The following is a 13,257-nucleotide window of genomic DNA, read 5'->3' as shown; positions in this document are numbered from 1 at the left end:
GGAAAGGGCCCCCCCCCCGCGGGGGGGGCCCTTTCGCGTACGTGCGTCAGACGACCTGGTGGAGCCAGCGGACCGGCGCTCCCTCCCCCGCGTACCGGAACGGCTCCAGTTCGTCGTCCCAAGGCTTGCCCAGCAGCTTCGCGATCTCCGCCTCGAGGTCCGTCTCACCCTGCACCGAGCGTGCCAGCGCGGCGCGCAGCCGGTCCTCCGGGATCAGGATGTCGCCGTGGATCCCGGTGACGGCGTGAAAGATGCCGAGGCCGGGCGTGGCGCTGTAGCGCTCGCCCTCCGCCGTGGGGCAGGGCTCGGCGGTCACCTCGAAGCGCAGCAGGTGCCAGCCGCGCAGCGCCGAGGCGAGTTTGGAGGCGGTTCCCACCTCGCCCTGCCAGGAGAACTCGGATCTCCAGGTGCCGGGCGACGCGGGCTGCCGGATCCAGTCGAGCTGGACCCGCACACCAAGAACGCCCGCCACCGCCCATTCGACGTGCGGGCACAGCGCGCGCGGCGCGGAGTGAACGTACAGAACGCCACGTGTCGTCACCGGGACCTCCAGTGTGGGACGAGGATCGCCTTCCCAGCGGCCTCAGTAAACATCATCGGGAGTCAAACTCCACAAAAAGGACAGTATGTGACGTGATGTAATTTACCGGAGCCGATGGGCACGATGCCTCTGGGTCGACGGGAAAAAGCTACCGCGAGTAGATGGCAGAGGGGTGACGTAATGTCGGTCCGAGAGCCCGTACGCACCAAGCTTTCACTCGGCAGGACGTCACGGACCGGTGATACGGAGGGGATCTGGGCATGCGGGAGACGAGCCGGAAGCGCCGCTCGCGCAGGGCGGCGGCAGCGCTGACGGCAGCGGTCCTCCTCGCGACCGGCGCACTGGCCGGATGTGACTCCGCGTCGGATACGCGAGGCAACGGCTCCCCCGCCAAGCGGCGGCCGTCCCCCAGCCCCACCCCCGTCTGGGACCGCAGCCCCGACTCCATCGCCGCCGTCGGCGACTCCATCACCCGCGGCTTCGACGCCTGCGTGGTGTTCTCCGACTGCCCGGAGGTGTCCTGGGCGACCGGCACGGACGCCACGGTGCGCAGCCTGGCGCTGAGGCTGATCGGGACACCCGCGATGACGGAGAGAAGCTGGAACTTCGCCCGCTCCGGGGCCGATGTGGCGGATCTGGCCGAGCAGATGACGCAGGCGGCGGCCAAGAAGCCCGAGCTGGTGACGGTGATGGTCGGCGCGAACGACGCCTGCGCGGACACGGCGGAGCTGATGACTCCGGTCGAGGAGTTCCGGAGTGCCTTCGCGGCGGCACTGCGGCAGTTGCGGCGTACCGCGCCGAAGGCTCAGGTATACGTGTCGAGCGTGCCGGATCTCAAGCGGCTCTGGTCGACCGGGCGCGGCGATCCGCTGGGACGGCAGATCTGGAAGCTGGGCATCTGCGCCTCCATGCTGGGCAACGCGGAGGACGAGAGCGCGAAGGCGCAACAGCGGCGGGACCGGGTGTATGAGCGGGTCGTGGCGTACAACGAGGTGCTCAGGGACGTCTGCGGAAAGGATCGGCGCTGCCGGTACGACGGCGGGGCGGTCTTCGACTACCGGTTCGAGGGCGAGCAGTTGAGCCGCTGGGACTGGTTCCACCCGAGCAAGAACGGGCAGGAGCGGCTCGCGGAGATCGCGTACCGCAACGTCACGGCGGCGAAGCCACCCCCGCCGTGAACCGGGGCTGTGCCCCGGACCCCACGTCCTGGGCTGCTTCGCCCGCCGTCCTCTTGGGGCGGCGGCCTGGCATGCCCGGTTGTGGGCCGCCATGAGGCCCCAGGGGTGGGCGTTTTCGACGGTGGCGCCGATGCCGCCTCTCCGGACGCCTCGGACACAGAGGCTGTCGATTGGGCCGGGAGGTACAGGTCGTCGGAGTAGCACTCGAAGTGGCGGCCACCGAGCGGTGGCTGCTGGGGCCGGAGCGGCTGGAGTGACGCGGTAGCCAGGGGCGCGGCCCGGAGGCGATACTTCCGCCACCCGACGGAAGGATTCCCGTGTCCCGAATACCCGCCCGCCTGGACGTAGTTGGCGTCGCCCTCCTCCTGCTCGCCCTCACCGGCTCACCGGTCGCCGCAGCCGATCCAGCGCCTGCACCTGTTTCGCCGTTCACTGTCGAGGAGCAGCGGCTCGACAAGGCAGTGCCCCAGGAAATCCTGCGGCGCAGCGGATTCGACACCGTGGCGCCGCGGTTCGCGCAGGCGCTGGAGGGGACGCGGTCCTTGCGGCAGGCCGAGCGGGCCGTCGTACAGCAGGGCGCGCAGCTGTGGGACCGGGCGGTGGACCGGGCGCAGGGCCGCGGCCCGGCGCGGGGCGATCTGAGCCGGGACGACGACCGGCCGCTGTACTGGGCGCGGCTCGGGATGACCCGTGAACTGCGGCAATGGCAGCCGGAGTTCGGCCTGACGGACACAGAACGGGCGCGGCTCCTTGACCGCCTCGAGCGCTCGTCGCGCGGCCAGGACTCGATGAACCTCCCCGCGGGGGGAGGCTTCAAGCGGATCGTGATGACGGGCTTCGACCCCTTCACGCTGGACCGCGACATCCGAATCAGCAACCCGTCCGGGGCGACCGCGCTGGCGCTGGACGGCACCTGGATCCGCACGGCGGACGGGCCCGCCCGGATCGAGACGGCCGTCTTCCCCGTCCGCTGGCAGGACTTCGCGGACGGCACGGTGGAGCGGACATTGCGCACGCAGCTGACGAAGGCCGACCTGTTCACGACGGTGAGCCAGGGGCGGGTGGGTCGTATCGACATCGAGCGCTTCAACGGCGCGTGGCGGGGCGGGTTCGGGGACAACGAGAACGTCTCGCGCACGGAGACGGTGCCGGTGACCGATCCGGCGTCGCAGCCGCAGTGGACGACGACTTCGCTTCCGTACAAGGCGATTGTGGCGGCGGAGACGGGGCGCTTCCCGGTGTACGACAACACGACGGTGACGGAGATCCCGCCGGGCGGCACGACGCCGGTGGTCAGCCCCGGGGGCCCGACGGCCGGCTCGACCGCGCGCGCGGGAGGCGGCGGCGACTACCTCTCGAACGAGATCGCGTACCGGGCGACGCTGCTGCGGGACCGGCTGGGGCTGGAGATTCCGGGGGGTCATGTGCATACGCCGGTGCTGCAGTTCGGGGCGGGGAACACGACGGAGATCACGGACCCGGAGTTCGTGCGGAACCGGGTGGACATCATTGGGCAGGTGCGGGCGATTATTCGCGTGGCGGCGGAGACGTCGGGCTGAGGGGGCGGGGGGCCGCCTCGCGCGGGGCTTGTCGCCTGACGTGGAGCGGCCCCACACCCCGGGGCCGGCAGCTTCCCGCCGCAGGCCGGCAGCCGCTACCGCCACCCCCGCCAAGCAGGCCGGGCGGCCCGCCCGCGGCAGGCTCATCCCTGACGAGGGGGCAGCCCACACCCTAGGACGACAGCTCCGCGCCGCGGGAGACACGACAGCCGCTACCGCCACCCGCGCCGAGCGCGGCCTTCCGCAGCAGGGCCCGTGCCCAACCGCCCCGCCCACTGGGGGCGGGCCCCACAACCCCGGAAGCGGCAACGCCGAGCGGGTCCTGTTCGCTCGCGGGAGGCCGGTGTTGGGCAGAGCCCCAACACCCCGGGTCCCGGGGTGGGCGACGCGGCGGCGGGGGCTCGGTGCCGGGGGAGCCGGCCAGTGGGGTGTGGGCGGAGCTCCCGCATCCCCGGAAGCGGCATCGCGCCGCGCCGAGCGGCACCCGGAGGGTGCAGCCTCGCGCCGCCGGGCCTCAGCCCGGTTTGGCGGCGGGGCTCCCGGCGGTCTGGCGGTGGGCGGCGCGAAAGCGGGAGGGCGCAGACTCAGCGGGCGAGGCCCAGAGTGACTCCCAGGCCCACCAGGACCGAGCCGATCGTGCGGTTCAGGGTCTTCTGCCAGCGCAACATCGCCGTGCGCAAACGGGAGTTGGAGAAGAACAGCGCCACCACGCCGAACCACGCCAGGTGGGCGAAGGACATGAACAGGCCGTAGCCCGCCTGCTGCCACAGGGGGGTGTCCGGGCCCACCACCTGGGTGAAGGTGGAGACCACGAAGAGCGTCGTCTTCGGGTTGAGCGCGTTCGTAAGGAAGCCGGTGCGCAGCGCGCCCAGGCGCGTCAGGCCCGGCTTGGACTCCAGGTCCACCGCCAGATCGGGGCGCGCCCTGAAGGTGCGTACGCCGATATAGACCAGGTACGCCGCGCCGACCAGTTTGATCGCCGTGAACAACGCCGTCGACGACGCGATCAGCAGGCCGACGCCGAACATCGTGTACGTGACATGGACCAGGACGCCCGCGGCCACACCCACCGCCCCGAGCAGCCCCGTCGTACGGCCGTACAGATAGCTGTTGCGCACAACCATCGCGAAGTCGGCGCCCGGACTGATGACGGCGAGGACGGTGATGACGGCGACTGCGATCACTTCGGTCATGGGCCGATGCTCGCCAGCGCCGCCCCTCCGAGCAATCGATTACGGGCTTCCTCCCGGATGGTGAGACGGCGATGATTCAGCGCATGAAGATCGCAGCAGCGCAATTCGCGGCCGTGCCGGGCGATGTCGACGCCAATGTCCACGCCATGCACGGCCTCCTCCGCGCGGCGTCCGGACAGGACGCGGATCTGGTCGTGTTCGCCGAGCTGGCCGTGACGGGGTACGAGCTGGAGCTCATCGCCAAGGACCCGGCACTCTGGGTCGCGGAGGACGATCCGCGGCTCGACCCCATACGCGAGGCCTGCCGCGCCGACCGCATCACCGCCGTGGTGAACTGCGCCGCCCGCACCTACGGAGAGCGGCCCACGATCGCCTCGCTCGTCATCGACCCGCGCGGTGAGCTGCTCACCCGCTACGACAAGCAGCATCTGCACGGCCCTGAGCTCGACACCTTCGCGGCGGGCACGGCCGACGGCCGGTTCACCCTCGGCGGCGTCCGTTTCGCCCTGGCGATCTGCTACGACAACCGCTTCCCGGAGCTCGCCGAGCGCGCGAAGCAGGACAACTGCCAGGTGTACGTGGCCAGTTCGGCGCTCGACGTGGAGAACGACTCCTTCGAGGCGGTCTACCCGGTCCGGGCCAGGGACTACGGCCTGTACGTGGTTCTTGGCAACGCCGTGGGGCTCAGCGACGCGGGCGACTGCCGCGGCGGCAGCACCGTCTGGGGCCCGGACGGTGCGGTGATCGCCGACGCGGGCGACACCACCCCCGGCCTCGCGTTGGCAGAGCTTCCCTGCCTTGCTGTCTCGGCGGCGCCGAGCAGGGCGCCAGGCCATCTGTAGGCCGCGCCTGATCCGGTAGCCCCGCGCAGCTGTCGCAACGCGGGGCTACCGGAGAAGGAGACCAACTGGCTTTGGCGAGATGATTCCCCTTCAGCCTTCAAGCGTCAGTCGCGGTCGCCGTTGTTGCGGTTACCGTTGTCGCGGTCACCGTTGTTGCGGTTACCGTTGTCGCGGTCACCGTTGTCGCGATCGAAGTCGCGGTTCCCGTTGTCGTCATAGCGGCCCGAGTTGTCGTAATTCCACCACCACCACTGGTCGTCGTCACGATTGTCCCGGTGATCGTCGTAGTAGTTGGACGAACCCGAGTCGTTCGTGCTGGTGGCACTGGCTACGCTTGCTCCACCGAAGGCCAGAGCCAGAGCGGCGAACAGGCCGGCGAGCAGCCGGAGAATCCTGGATGTCTTTACCCGCATGGTGCTTTCCCTTTCCCGGGAACATGGACGGGCCCCAGCCCTGCACGGCCGCGGCGACGTCAGCGCCAGTGAGGCAATGACGCGTTCGCGAAGGGCTCCGGTACATCGGCCTGTATGGCGGGAGTTGCCATCGTCATGGCGGGAGTATCGCCATGACGGGAGTTGCCATCGCCGACTCACACGCTGAATGCGCGGCATCGGGCCCACCTGGGCTGCTGAGTGGAGCAAACCCGGCGACTGGGCATCCGTCCGTCGGACAACCAACGACCAGGTGGTCGTCGATCGGGATCTTGAGATTGTTTCCGTCTTCTCGCCAGGCAAGAGAACGGATATTTCGTTCAATCTGGATCCAACGTAGGCATATGCACACATGTAAGTCAAACGTTACACATGAACCCTGGGCGCACACGCAGTCGGCCATGGTGCCATGCCCAACTCTCTTTCGCCGTAAAGCAATTGGCACCTGCCTGGGCTGAGGTGTGTCGCGATGGAGCGGGCCGCGAGCAGTGAGTGACATTCGATCTTGGTCGCCACCCGCTACGAGAAGACAGCCACCGTCTGCTCCAGAGGAGAAGCCCTAGTCCTTGTGCAGGGTGTACTGGGCCCGACTCGCCGGCTCCGGGTCCGGGTCAGGCGCCAGGTCCCGCGCCATCAGCGTCGCCCCGGCCACCGCCCCCGGCATCAGGAACACGGCCACGAACGGGACGAGGAACGCCAGCGTCAGCGGCACGCCGAAGCCGAGGGCCAGCAGCCGACGGCCCCGTAGCAGCCGGAGGCGGTCCTTGAGCTCGACACCGCGCCGCTGGAGGGCGACCGCTGTGAGCTCCTCCGCGAGGAAGAAGCCCGAGACGCAGAAGCCCATGACGGGGACGACGGTCTGGCCGACGACCGGGATGAAGCCGAGAGCGAAGAGCAGTACGCCGTAGAGCGCGACCCGCGCCAGGACCCGCAGCGAGTCGCGCGCGGAGATCCACAGCTCCCGCCGGAGCGGCAGGCCGGACTCGGGGACGTCGCCGCCCTCGGTGCGGTCGACCTGCTCGGACAGCGACTCGTAGAAGGGCTGGCCGACCAGCAGCGTCACCGCGGTGAAGGTGATCACCGCGAGGAACAGCCCGAAGGAGAAGACCAGCGCGGTCAGGAAGCCGCGGAACAGGCCCCGCCAGGGCGAGGACCAGTCGCCGGCAAAGGGCGTCGCCCAGGCGGCGAAGTCGTCGGCGCCGTAGCCGAGACCGACCAGCGCGGCCGCGTACAGCACCAGGGTCACCAGACCCGGGAGCAGCCCGAAGCTGAACCACTTGCCGTGCCGGCCGACCCACCGCTGGCCCTTCATCAAGTAGCCGAAGCCCACCCCAAGATCACGCATGGGTACAGCTTATCGGGGGTGCCGGAGTCGGGGTCGGGCCGAGCACGGCCGGACCGGCGCTGCGGGCACGATCGGCCCGGCGGGTGGTGCGCGACGAGGCGGAGCCGAACGGGGGTTTACGCCCAAGCGGCCCTTGTTGTCCGCAGTCGAACCTGTAGACCCCTGCGTACGACTGATCGTTGTGCTGATCGGTTCCGATCGATTCCGACACTCCGGAGGCACGTACGCATGGGCTTGCCCCGCCCTCTTCTCATCGCCACCGCCGCCCTCGCCGGGGCGGCGCTTCTCGCGCCCGCGCCCGCGACCGCCGTCCCCGGTCGCGACGGCCCACAGCCCCATCCCGTACGCGAAGGCGGCGGGCGCGACGCCCCTTATCCGAAGGCTCCCCTCTCCGCCGCCGCCGACGCGCTGCGCACCGCGGCCCCCGACCTCGCGAAGAGCGGCGGCTACCCACGGCGTACCGTCCTCGACGCGCCGCCCGTGAACCCGGCCGACAAGTCGCTCAAGCTGGGGCTCGCGCCGTACCACGCGCTCGCCCCGCGGCTGAACGCCCTGCAGAAGCTCGGCGACCGGGTCAGCATCGAGGTCGCCGGGCACTCCGCCGGCGGCCACGAGCTGTATCTCGTCACCGTCACCGCGCCCGAGACCTCCCACCAGGCGCGCGAGCAGGAGCAGGTGCGGGAGCTGATCGAAACTCCCCGGCCTCCGCCGCCAAGGACAAGCGCGTCAAGTCCGCCTACAAGACGCCGGTGTTCATCACACCTTCGTGTACTCCCCGCTGTGGTTCACCGACCTCGGCCCGGGCGTGCGGGTGGAGCAATCGTACGGCTCGGGGAACCCGCTCGTCGCGGGCCACTGGCGTACGACGGAGGACGGCAGGGACGGCCCGAAGGACGCGGCGGGCAGGGCGTCGATCGTCAGCGGTACGAGCGCGAAGGGCGCGCCGGTCGTGCTGTTCGGCACGGAGCCGCTGTTCCGCGATCACCCGAAGGGCGTGTTCGCGCAGGTCGGCCGGGCGCTGATCACACGCTGAGTACGCAGCGAGGGCCGCACCCCGGGCGGGGTGCGGCCCTCATGTACGCCGTGCCGGTCAGAGGGCGAGGTCGACCGTGATGTTGCCGCGGGTCGCCTTGGAGTACGGGCAGACCTGGTGGGCCTTCTCGAGCAGGTCCTTGGCGGTGGCGGCGTCCACGTTCGGGATGTTCGCGGAGATCTTGACGATAAGCCCGAAGCCCTCGTCGTTCTTGCCTATGCCGACCTCGGCAGTGACCGTCGAGCCGGAGATGTCGGCGTTCTCCCTGCGGGCGACGACACCCAGCGCACCTTGGAAGCAGGCGCTGTAACCGGCGGCGAAGAGCTGCTCCGGGTTGGTGCCCGCACCGGAACCGCCCATCTCCTTCGGCGGGTTGACGACCACGTCGAGCTGACCGTCCTGGGTGGCGACGCGGCCGTCACGGCCGTTCTCCGCGGTGGCGACAGCGGTGTACAGGACCTCGGACTGCTGGATGGACATGAAGGGGTTTCCTCCTGCTGGTTCACCCCGGCTCGCGCCCACGACCGCGGTGGCTGACGCCGAGCCTAGCGGGTGAGTGAAACGATCATCTTGCCGGTGTTCTCACCGCGCAGCAGACCGAGGAACGCGTCGTAGCCGTTCTCGATGCCCTCGACCACGGTCTCGTCGTACTTGAGCTCGCCGGAGGCGATCCAGCCGGCGACCTCACGGACGAACTTTGGCTGGAGCTCGGTGTGGTCGTTCACGAGCATGCCCTGCAGGCGCAGCCGCTTGCCGATGATGAGGGCCATGTTGCGCGGGCCCGGCGTCGGGTCGGTGTTGTTGTACTGGGCGATCATGCCGCAGATGGTCGCGCGGCCGTTCATGTTGAGCGAGGAGATCGCGGCCTCCAGGTGGTCCCCGCCGACGTTGTCGAAGTAGACGTCGATGCCGTCGGGGGCGGCCTCCTTCAGCTGCTGCGCGACAGGGCCGTTCTTGTAGTTGAAGGCCGCGTCGAAGCCGTACTCCTCGACCAGGAGCTTGACCTTCTCGTCCGAGCCCGCCGAGCCGATGACCCGGGAGGCGCCCTTGATCCTGGCCATCTGGCCGACCTGGCTGCCCACCGCGCCGGCCGCGCCGGAGACGAAGACGGCGTCGCCCTCCTTGAAGGAGGCTACGTCGAAGAGCCCGGCGTAGGCGGTCAGACCGGTCATGCCCAGCACGCCGAGGTAGGCGGAGAGCGGGGCGAGTGAGGCGTCGACCTTGGTGGCATGCTTCGCGGGCATCTCGGCGTACTCGCGCCAGCCGAGCCCGTGCAGGACGTGGTCACCGACGGCGAAGCCCTCGGCTCCCGAGGCGATGACCTCGCCGACAGCGCCGCCCTCCATGGGGTGGTCGAGCTTGAAGGGCGGGGTGTACGACTTCACGTCGTTCATCCGGCCGCGCATGTACGGGTCGACCGAGAAATGCAGATTGCGCACGAGAACGCGACCTTCGCCCCGCTCGGTCACCCGGGCCTCACGCAGAGCGAAGTCCTCCGCCTTGGGCCAGCCGTGCGGACGGGCGACCAGGTGCCATTCACGGCCCGACGCGGGGAGTGCGGACATGCTGCGTTCCTCCTAGAAAAGCTTCACCATGTGAAACAACCATGCTCATGGATATTTCATGTTGTCAAGTAACTGGGTATTCTGTTGCCATGGCCACCCCACGAACAGACCCTCTGACCCTTGAAGTCGTCGAGCTCATCGGCACCGTTGTGGCCCGCTACTACGCGGAGTACGAGCAGGCCGCGGCCAAGCACTCACTCACCGGCGCGCAGGCACGGGTGCTGGGACTGCTGACCCTGGAGCCGATGCCCATGCGCCGCGTCGCACAGAAGCTGAGGTGCGAGCCGTCGAACATCACCGGCATCATGGACCGGCTGGAGGCCCGCGGGCTGGTGGAGCGACGGCCCGATCCGAACGACCGCAGGGTGAAACTGGCCGCACCGACGAAGGACGGCGTCGACACCGCGCGCCGGCTGCGTCAGTCGCTGGACTTCGCGCGCGAGCCGCTGGCTGAGCTGTCGGACGAGGAGCGAACGATGCTGCGGGACCTGCTCAAGCGGATGCTGGGCGAAGCGGCTCCGGCCGTGCCGTAGCCCTCGGTCGCCCGATCTCCTAGGGCGGGTTTTAGAAGTAGCGCCGTCCGCCCGCAGGGCGGGCCCTGCGGCGTCTGGTGCGTGCAATCGCAAGGCGGTGGGGGCACCCCCGGACGAAGTCTGGGGGAGATCGTCCTCGTACTGGGCGTACTTGGGCGACTTACGGCAACACCGCGTGGGGGCACCTCCCAGCGATAGCTGGGGAGTGCGTGCCAGGCGTCGCGGGGTGGGGGCACCTCCCAGGCGAAGCTCTGGGGAGGGACTTCTAAAACACGCCCTAGAAGCACCAGAACAGGAAGCGGCTGCAGGTCGGGCTGGGTGCCGGGGTCGGCGCTGGGGCCGTGGACGGCGGAGGGCCGGCCGGGGCCGACTCGCTCGGCTGCCCCGAGCTCGACGGCTGCGTACTGGCGGACGGCTGTACGGCGGAGGGCGTGGCGGACGGCCTGCCGCCGCCCCGGCTCGTGGCGGTCGCCTTCCCCTTCCCGGTGCCGCCGCTGCCCGGGCCGCCGGTACCGGTGCCGGTTCCCGTCGGGCGTGCGGAACTGGACGCCGAGACGGGTGATTCCGTCACCCGGTCGGGGCCCTTGGGGGTGACATCGACGTCCGTGGGCTCCGGAGGAGGCTGCGTCTCGACGTTCGGGTCTTCCTTGACGGCGGTGGCCGCGCCGTCGTTGCCCGGATTCTCCATGGCCAGCTCGGCCAGGCTCAGCGCACCCGCGGCAAGCACCAGGCCGAAGGTGCCGAGCAGCACCTTGCGGCCACGCCGCTTACGGGCCCGGCGCCCGGCCGCGGCCTTGCGCCGGGAACTGGTCTGGCGGCGGACATGCCGATGGCCCGCCGGCTCGGACACCTCGTCCAGTTCGAGGACGTGCTCCGCCGCGGGCGCAATGGGGCTCTGATACCGGAGCTCCTCAACGGGTGTACCGCAGCCGGCACAGGCCAGAGCGCCGTTGAGGTGCCGACGGCACTGGTTGCAGTAATCCATGGCGCCCGCAGGCTATGCGCCGCGGAGGGTTCAGAGGTGGATGAGTCTGTGAAAATGTTGTGTGGAATGCTCATCCCGGCGGCGAGTCAGCTCCCTCTCTTTGACGGCGCGTTCGTCCCGGGCAGTGGGGCAGGATGTCGGACATGACCCCTGCCGCACCGTTCGGTCCCCTCGATTTCCAGCTGGTACTGCTGCGCCGGATGGCTGACCATCAACCCGGCCTGGTCGAGGACGCCCGCCACGAACTGGGCGCGTCCCTCGCCGAGATGCGCGAGGCCAACCGCCGCTGGCAGGCCATGGTCCGCTCACCGAGGAGCCGCGGCGCGGTCGCCCGCTACCGCTCGGTGCTCGGGAAGCCGGAGCAGATCGTACGGCGGCGGATCGGCGACCTCGAGTGCGACGCGCTGCTGTGGCCCGTACCGCTCTGGCCCGACCTGCGCTTCGAGGTGCTGGCGGCGGACAACGGGGCGGTGTGGAACGAGTGGCTGGTCCGCGCCCCCGGGGCGGCGGGACCGGAGCTGCGTACGGCCGATGACCTGGTGCCGTGGTTGTGCACCGTGGACGAGGTGGCAAGAGCGTTTCCTCCGGCCAGACCGATGGAAGGCTCGGCGCCGACGCGGTGGCAGCTGGCGTTCACCCTCCCCGACGGCGAGCAGGGCATCGCGGAGTTCTGCTGGGGACTGCTGCAGAGGCGGCTGTAGCCGGGGTATCAAGCCGTCCGGCGATTGAGGACAACTTCCGCCGAAGGCCGACGTGCCCCCGCAACGGCTCGCGGCCGCGCCGCACGCGATGCCCACCGATCGGCCGAACAAATCTGGCGGGTCGTCAGCTCCATACCCCCGACCGGCTCACCCAGCGCGCGCACCTCCCGTGGCGATCGCACGATGCCATCAAGTACCGCACTCGGGAGGATCCGCTGTGACCGTCAGCCTTGAACAGTTGCGCCGTTGCCATATCGCCGTCGACCTGGGAGCCGCGAGGACCAGGGTCTTCGTGAAGGGGGCCGGGCTTGTCGTCGACGAGCCGAGCGTCGCCGCCGTCAACACCCGCACCGGCGCGCTTATCGCGGTCGGCGCGCTCGCCGAGAAGATGACGGGCCGTACGCCCGACTACATCCGCGTCGCCCGTCCCATCGCCGGCGGCACCGTCGTCGACATCGAGATGGCCCAGCGGATGCTCCGTCTCCTCCTCGGCGAGAAGCTCCGCCGCCAGCTGCGCCGCAAGCCGCGGCTGCGCGCCGCCGCCTGCACCCCGCACGGCAGCGACCCGCTCGCCGAACGCGCCGCCATCGAGACCCTCGTCGGCCTCGGCGCCCGCCGGGTCGAGCTCGTCGACACGCTGATCGCCGCGGCCGTCGGCTGCGGGCTGCCCGTGGAGCAGCCCACCGCGACCATGATCATGGTGTGTGGCGCGGCGACCACACAGGTCGCCGTGCTCTCGCTCGGCGCGATCGTCACCGCCGAGCGGATCCCCGTGGGCGGCAACGCCATCGACCACGCGGTGATCCAGCACCTGCGCCACCAGCACGAACTGATGCTGCCCAGCCAGTCCGTACGCCCCCTCCAGGTGGCACTGAGCGGCAACGGCCTCAACGCCCACGGCCCGACGTCCACCGAGATCCACGGCCGGGACGTGGCGACCGGCCTCGCCCGCTCGGTGCGCGTCGACACCGCCGCCGTACGGCACGCCATCCACACCCCGCTCACCTCCGTGCTCGACGGCATCGGCAAGGTGCTGCGGGACTGCCCGCCGGACCTGGTCGCCGATCTCGCCGACCGCGGGATCATGATGGTCGGCGGGAGCGCGCTGCTGCCCGGCCTGGACCAGATGCTGCGCGATGCCACCGGGATGCCCGTGCACATCGCCGACCGGCCCGACATCTGTGCCGTACTGGGCCTCGGTGCGATGCTCGAGGGCAAGATCGAGCCGATGGTCCTCAATCCGCTCGCCGAAGCCGGCTGAGAGCCCTCAGCGCCCGGCCGTCCTGCGCTCCCTGGCCGCCGCGCACCGGCGGCGTGCCGGCGGGGCCGTGTAAATCAGTCGCGCCGGCCG

Annotated in this window: 14 protein-coding genes; 7 read left to right on the top strand and 7 right to left on the bottom strand. The window is 70.2% G+C overall.

Translation table 11 applies throughout. From position 1 onward, the window contains the following. Nucleotides 1-46: 46 nt before the first annotated feature. Nucleotides 47-541 carry a DUF3145 domain-containing protein gene (locus ACWDO5_RS18930; protein WP_450531466.1) on the bottom strand — a complete coding sequence of 165 codons (495 nt, stop codon included), beginning with the start codon at nt 539-541 and terminating at the stop codon, nt 47-49. 260 nt (nt 542-801) lie between these two features. Between ACWDO5_RS18930 and ACWDO5_RS18925 the strand changes: the two genes are divergently transcribed. Both ACWDO5_RS18925 and ACWDO5_RS18920 read left to right on the top strand, forming a co-directional pair. Further along, nucleotides 802-1,719, top strand: a complete 918-nt coding sequence (locus tag ACWDO5_RS18925; RefSeq protein WP_450531465.1) for an SGNH/GDSL hydrolase family protein — start codon at nt 802-804, stop codon at nt 1,717-1,719. A 317-nt stretch (nt 1,720-2,036) separates the two neighbouring features. Further along, nucleotides 2,037-3,278: a pyroglutamyl peptidase gene (locus tag ACWDO5_RS18920; RefSeq protein ID WP_450531464.1), complete on the top strand. Its 1,242-nt coding sequence runs from the start codon at nt 2,037-2,039 to the stop codon at nt 3,276-3,278. A 584-nt stretch (nt 3,279-3,862) separates the two neighbouring features. Here ACWDO5_RS18920 and ACWDO5_RS18915 read toward each other — a convergent pair. Continuing rightward, nucleotides 3,863-4,471 carry a LysE family translocator gene (locus ACWDO5_RS18915; protein WP_450531463.1) on the bottom strand — a complete coding sequence of 203 codons (609 nt, stop codon included), beginning with the start codon at nt 4,469-4,471 and terminating at the stop codon, nt 3,863-3,865. An 83-nt stretch (nt 4,472-4,554) separates the two neighbouring features. Here ACWDO5_RS18915 and ACWDO5_RS18910 point away from each other — a divergent pair, with 83 nt between their 5' ends. Beyond that, nucleotides 4,555-5,313, top strand: coding sequence for a carbon-nitrogen hydrolase family protein (locus tag ACWDO5_RS18910; protein WP_450531462.1), 759 nt, complete (start codon nt 4,555-4,557; stop codon nt 5,311-5,313). Between the two features lie 104 nt (nt 5,314-5,417). Here ACWDO5_RS18910 and ACWDO5_RS18905 read toward each other — a convergent pair whose 3' ends face one another. Together ACWDO5_RS18905 and ACWDO5_RS18900 are read right to left on the bottom strand one after the other, a co-directional pair. Next, on the bottom strand, nt 5,418-5,726 hold the full coding sequence (locus ACWDO5_RS18905) for a hypothetical protein (protein ID WP_450531461.1): 309 nt from the start codon (nt 5,724-5,726) through the stop codon (nt 5,418-5,420). A gap of 577 nt (nt 5,727-6,303) precedes the next feature. Further along, entirely contained in the window at nt 6,304-7,089 is a 786-nt protein-coding gene (locus tag ACWDO5_RS18900) for an EI24 domain-containing protein (protein WP_450531460.1), read from the bottom strand. A gap of 766 nt (nt 7,090-7,855) precedes the next feature. On the opposite strand from ACWDO5_RS18900, the gene ACWDO5_RS18895 reads away from it, so the two are divergent. After that, nucleotides 7,856-8,122 carry a hypothetical protein gene (locus ACWDO5_RS18895; RefSeq protein WP_450531459.1) on the top strand — a complete coding sequence of 89 codons (267 nt, stop codon included), beginning with the start codon at nt 7,856-7,858 and terminating at the stop codon, nt 8,120-8,122. 57 nt (nt 8,123-8,179) lie between these two features. Here the strand turns inward: ACWDO5_RS18895 and ACWDO5_RS18890 are convergent, their stop codons facing one another. Continuing rightward, complete coding sequence (locus tag ACWDO5_RS18890; protein ID WP_450531458.1) at nt 8,180-8,602, bottom strand: organic hydroperoxide resistance protein; 423 nt, start codon at nt 8,600-8,602, stop codon at nt 8,180-8,182. Nucleotides 8,603-8,667: 65 nt separating this feature from the next. Then, a complete protein-coding gene (locus ACWDO5_RS18885) occupies nt 8,668-9,687 on the bottom strand; it encodes an NADP-dependent oxidoreductase (protein ID WP_450531457.1) in 1,020 nt (339 codons plus the stop codon). Nucleotides 9,688-9,776: 89 nt separating this feature from the next. Between ACWDO5_RS18885 and ACWDO5_RS18880 the strand changes: the two genes are divergently transcribed. Then, on the top strand, nt 9,777-10,220 hold the full coding sequence (locus ACWDO5_RS18880; protein WP_450531456.1) for a MarR family winged helix-turn-helix transcriptional regulator: 444 nt from the start codon (nt 9,777-9,779) through the stop codon (nt 10,218-10,220). A 277-nt stretch (nt 10,221-10,497) separates the two neighbouring features. On the opposite strand, the gene ACWDO5_RS18875 is transcribed toward ACWDO5_RS18880, so the two are convergent. Continuing rightward, nucleotides 10,498-11,205 (bottom strand): SCO2400 family protein, encoded by a 708-nt coding sequence (locus ACWDO5_RS18875; RefSeq protein ID WP_450531455.1) that lies wholly within the window; start codon nt 11,203-11,205, stop codon nt 10,498-10,500. A 143-nt stretch (nt 11,206-11,348) separates the two neighbouring features. Between ACWDO5_RS18875 and ACWDO5_RS18870 the strand changes: the two genes are divergently transcribed. Next, entirely contained in the window at nt 11,349-11,906 is a 558-nt protein-coding gene (locus tag ACWDO5_RS18870) for a hypothetical protein (protein WP_450531454.1), read from the top strand. 217 nt (nt 11,907-12,123) lie between these two features. Next, nucleotides 12,124-13,167, top strand: coding sequence for a rod shape-determining protein MreB (gene mreB / locus ACWDO5_RS18865; protein ID WP_450531453.1), 1,044 nt, complete (start codon nt 12,124-12,126; stop codon nt 13,165-13,167). Nucleotides 13,168-13,257: the final 90 nt, after the last annotated feature.

The organism is Streptomyces sp. NPDC000880 (assembly GCF_053599675.1).
The sequence above is the reverse complement of the archived record's forward strand: the minus strand, read 5'-3'. Positions and strand labels throughout refer to the sequence as shown.